Source organism: Janibacter sp. LM, assembly GCF_039631275.1.
GTDB lineage: Bacteria > Actinomycetota > Actinomycetes > Actinomycetales > Dermatophilaceae > Janibacter > Janibacter terrae.
Window position 1 is genome coordinate 1 of the sequence record NZ_JBDIVG010000054.1, and the last position, 4851, is coordinate 4851.

General features: G+C 68.7%; 4 protein-coding genes. All 4 read left to right on the forward strand.

Features of this window, described 5'->3' with window-relative positions:
* Positions 1-142: 142 nt before the first annotated feature.
* The 4 genes from ABC138_RS17195 to ABC138_RS17210 all read left to right on the forward strand — a co-directional run bounded on the left by ABC138_RS17195 (position 143) and on the right by ABC138_RS17210 (position 4812).
* Positions 143-1144 (forward strand): hypothetical protein, encoded by a 1002-nt coding sequence (locus ABC138_RS17195; RefSeq protein ID WP_345914433.1) that lies wholly within the window; start codon positions 143-145, stop codon positions 1142-1144.
* Positions 1141-2244 carry a TniB family NTP-binding protein gene (locus tag ABC138_RS17200; protein ID WP_345914434.1) on the forward strand — a complete coding sequence of 368 codons (1104 nt, stop codon included), beginning with the start codon at positions 1141-1143 and terminating at the stop codon, positions 2242-2244. Before ABC138_RS17195 ends, ABC138_RS17200 begins: the two co-directional genes overlap by 4 nt.
* A 320-nt stretch (positions 2245-2564) precedes the next feature.
* A complete protein-coding gene (locus ABC138_RS17205) occupies positions 2565-3689 on the forward strand; it encodes a hypothetical protein (RefSeq protein WP_345914435.1) in 1125 nt (374 codons plus the stop codon).
* Between the two features lie 22 nt (positions 3690-3711).
* Entirely contained in the window at positions 3712-4812 is a 1101-nt protein-coding gene (locus tag ABC138_RS17210) for a TniQ family protein (RefSeq protein WP_345914436.1), read from the forward strand.
* Positions 4813-4851 lie beyond the last annotated feature (39 nt).

Below are 4851 nucleotides of genomic sequence, written 5' to 3' on the forward strand. Positions count from 1 at the left end.
ACCGACGAGATCCAGATCGCTTACACAGACAACTTGACAGGCTCGCAGCATCTTCACGAGCACCCACTTCCGGGCGTTGTGTCGCCAGTACGGGATCAACCTGCTGCTCTCTCGTGGCGCGCACCCGACCGACAACGCGGTCATGGAACGCTTCTGGGAGATCTTGCAGGCCTGCTTCCAGGCCGCGCCGGGGTACAAGGGCCACAACGTCTCCGAGCGGGGCTCGGAGGTCGGGCGGATCACGATGAACAAGGATGGTCAGCCGGTCTTCCACGGCGGTGCCCCGGCGCTGACGCCCCGGGAGCTGGAGCGGCACATCCGGGAGTGGATCGCCACCACTTACCACCGCAGCCCGCACAGCAGCCTGATCGTCGTCGACCAGCAGGTCACGGCGGAGGATGCCGGGATGCGGCTGAGCCCGCTCGACGTCTACGACTCGCTGATGGCGGCCCAGGGACGTATCCACGTGCTGCAGCGCGCCGATCTGATCTACGACGCGATGCCGATCCGGTGGGGGCAGATCGGCGCCAACGGCGTCGAGTTCGACGACCTGTACTACGACTGCCAGCAGCTGGATGAGTTCCGCAACGTGCGGGACTGGACCTTCCGCTCGCCCGACCAGGCCGGGCACACCGGGGATCAGCGCCACCGGGCGGGGCCGAAGGCGGCACCGTTCTACTACGACCCGCGAGATGTCTCGGCGTACTGGCTGCGTCACCCCGACTCCGGGGCGATCATCCGGGTGCCCTGGCGCCGTGAGCACGAACTGCGGGCGCCGATGACCGAGGTGACCTTGCGTCACGCCAAAGGCCTGATGAAGAAGCGCGGCGCCTACCGGGACCTGTCCCGCGACGGGATCGAGGAAGAGGTCTTGACCACCCTGAACGCCACCGACGGATACGACCGGCTGCGGGGGGATCCCGAGTTGGCGGACTGGCACGGCAACATGCTCACCGCCGCCGCCATGCGCTCCGGTCAGTCCAAGCACGACCACAGTGAGGCCGCCTCCGCCGCCGGCGGCCGCACGCCATCGACCGGCGGGGCGCCACGCCGGCGGTCGCGACCCATTCCGCCGGCGAAGACGGCCCGGGCGCCTTGGGAGACCGACGCTGCCGACTGGTCTGACTTGGAGGACCAGGAATGAAAGCCGAACTGCTGCACTCCTTGGCCTTCACCCCAGCAATCGGGCCGCCACCGCCGATCACCACCCAGGACGCGACCGGCATGTCCCACCAGGAGCGACGTGCCCGCGCCGCCGAGGTACGCCGGTACTTGGCCGGCCACTACTTCGACTCCGAACGCGACCGCGGCATCCGACAACGCCTGACCGCCCTGATCGAGGGAAACGCGCAGTCGCTGACCGGCACCAAGGACGTGGCGATCGTGACCGGCGACAACGTCCTGGGGAAGTCCACGATGCTCTACCAGGTGGCCTTCGACGCGCATCGGCGCTTAGTTGCCCCGCACACCGACCCGCATGCTCGTCCCGTGAACACGGCCCGTTCCGTCACCGGCCGCAGGGTCGAGAGGCTCGAGGTTGATCACGTCCCCGTGCTCTTCCTGTCTCTGGCGGCCGGCACAACGGTGGCGAAATTCAACGCCCAGATCGTCCAGGCCCTGGGTTACCCGCCCGGTGTCGAGAAGCGCGTGCGCTACCTCGACCTGCTGGAACGTCACGGGGTGCGCCTGCTGATCGTTGATGACCTGCACCTGCTGAAGACCTCCCTGAAGCTGGGTCGGGAGGCGCTGGACCACCTCAAGGCCGTGGTCACCGCCGTCGGCGAGCTTGGTGCCACCGTCATCCTCGCTGGCGCGAACCTGCACACCCACCCGGTTATGGACGACCCGCAGGTGACCGACCGGGCCTACGAGGTCCCCGTCGCGCCCTACACCGGCACCACCAAGGCCGACCGGCTGGCCTTCCGACAGTTCCTGCGCGAGTGTGCGACGCACGCCCAGCCCTACCTACCGGCAGGTCAACCCGAGCACATCTGGAACCAACTGCCACACCTCTGGCTCGAACGCAGCGCCGGCTACCACCGCGACCTGCTCCAGCTATTGCGCGACGCTACGACTGCTGCCATCGAGGACGGAACCTGGGCCATCACCGAGAAGCACCTCACGGGCGTCACTCTCGCCGCACGAGCCGAACGACGAAACGCACACGCTGCGCGGCCACGAGCCACCGTCCCGGGCAGTGCCCCTTCGGCTACGGCTGACCCAAGATCAGGAGCCTCGGCATGACCGGGCCTGCGCAGCCTCCGCTGCCAGCGCGTCCACACCTGCAACCGGGCGAGGACCTCGCCGCCTTCATGGCCCGCGCCGCCATCGCGAACCACACCACCGTCCACGAGCTGACCGGACTGCAGGCCCACTCACGGGTGTGGGAAGACCCCCCGAGAGACCTTCTGCACCGTGTCACGACACTGACCGCCACGACCGTGGATACGTTGAGGACAGCGACCCTGCGTGGCGCCTACCCGAGCGCAGCGCCGGAACGAGCCCGCACCGGCCGCCGGTATGCAGGTCAACCCGCCACTTGCCCCCAATGCCAGGTCGCGACCGTGGCCGCACGGCTGAACATCGTCGTGCTGTGCCCCAACTGCGGATGCTTCCTACGCGACGCCTACTTCCCGCACCCCAGCCATGCGGGACCCGATCTGGAGGCTGTCCACCGCGAAGTGCAGGTGGCTCTTTCCGCTGCTGCCGACTCCCATCGTGCCCGAGACCGGTTCACCAGGGTCGAGTCATTGATGGCAGGTCTTGAGCATGCGCTGTGGACCAACTGGCCACCACGCCTGCCCGGCGAGTCCACACATTGGCGTGAGTCCGTGGTGGATTTCCTGCGCTGGGGGCTGCAACCGGGCCGGGTCGTGGCCAGGCCCCCGTACGTCACAGCGACGACCTTGGCGTTGACCTGGACCGCATCCGCCACCGAGGCCGCGACCCGTGACCTCGCCGACCAGATCGCCATCATGGGCGACCCGTGGTTGCCCTCCCTGGATCTGGTGCCGCGATGGCCCGATGCCGTCACCGGGTGCGACGCCACGCTCGCCCTGATCGTGGACCACGGTGTCCAGGTCGTGCACATCCCTACCATGATGCGCCGCAGAGACGACCCCATCGTTCTGCCCGAAGCGGCCCGCACGATCCGCACCGCCGAGGCCGTAGCCCTGACGGCACTGGTCGGCCGCGCCCGGGAGAACTACCTCTCCATCCCCGACATCCACAGACTGCACGCAGCCACCATCAGCTCGCGCGTGGCCCGGCTCGCCGAGGACCTCACAGAGGACGTGGACACCTATCGCCGCCTGGCGACCTATCTGGCCTTCCTCCGCAACGAAGGGCTGCCGCTTCTGGCGGAGCGTCGCCAAGCCCTGCGCCACGTCCGGTCGATTCCACGTGGCGTCGTCGAGGACTTGCCCGCAGCTGCTGCGCACACGCCCGACGCCGGGAGCGTCGCGGCCGCGTGGGTCTGGCTTGATGCAACTCTCGGACGGCCTGCTGGTGGACCACATGCCCACATGGCCCCTTCCATACTGCTGGCCTTTGACCATGACCTGAACCCCGAAGGCCGGATGCTCCTACGCGAGTGGTGGCAGCAGTACCTGCAAGTCAGAGCAACGACCGTCCTCGACGGGTCCCTCGCGCGACCGGTCCATGAGCACGGTGAGCGTCATGTCTCCTGACCCCAGCTGCAGCCTGACTGTCTTGCCGACGCGCCCGACCCTGCACGCCGGACAAGCCTTGGACTGCTACCTCGAGCACGCCGCCGACGCCAACCACATCCCGCCGGCCACGGTCATGCGCGCCGTCACCGACGCCACCGATACCACCCGCTACCTGCTGCTGCGCCCCACACCCCGCACCCTCGAGGTCCTCTCAGGACTCACCGGCCAGTCCACGGCGTCGTTGACCGCCGCAACGCTCGCCGCCGTCGACGGGACGCTTATCGACCTGTCCGGTCTGGACCCGCATCACCAAGCCAGCTACCGCACCGTTGCCGCCCGAGGCTGGGCACCCGGCCAGGGAACCCAGGTCTGCCCCCGCTGCCTCGCCGAGACCGGAACCTGGGACATCTCCTGGCGCCTAACGACCACCACCGTCTGTCTCCGCCACGGCTCCTACCTGCTCTCGACCTGCCCGGGCTGTCAGCGACCCTTCCGCGCCACCAGATCCACCCTCCTGCGCCCGATCGGTGCCAAGGCGTTCTGTGGGAATGCCCTGGGCCGGCGGGGCCACTACTGCCAGACCGACCTCACCGCAATCGCCGTGGAGGCGGCAGACTCTGGCTGCGTCGACCGGCAAGCACGGACCCAGGCCCAGGTCCTGGCGGTGCGAGCACCCGGCGTCTTCGGCGACAACGCGACGTCCTGCCAGTTCGTTCAGGACGTCCACGGCCTGACCGCCCTGCTGCTGCACATCGCCACCGCCACCACCCGCCCCGCCCTGCTGCCCGACTGGTCAGCGCACGTCCACGCCACCACCCATGCACAGCCGCGGGCGCCCCGGTGGGTCCTGCTCCCACCAGCGGACATGCCCACACGATCCCGGGCGCTGACCACCGCAACCGACATCCTCATCTCCTCCGACCTTGAGGAAGCCGTCACGCGCTTCGCGCCATGGGTCGAGGCGATCCCGCACACCCCGGACGGCCTGCTGGGCTGGGTCGGCGACCACACCCGGCACACCAGAGCCACGACCCGGCTGGTCATGGCCTCTCACGCCCCCCGTCGGCGCCTGTGCCACCTCCTCGAAACAGCACACCCACTGACCGCCTCCACCGAGCAGATTCCCCAGGTCCTGAGTTGAGTCCCCGATAGTGGTGTAGCGCAGTGACCGTCATCGTCC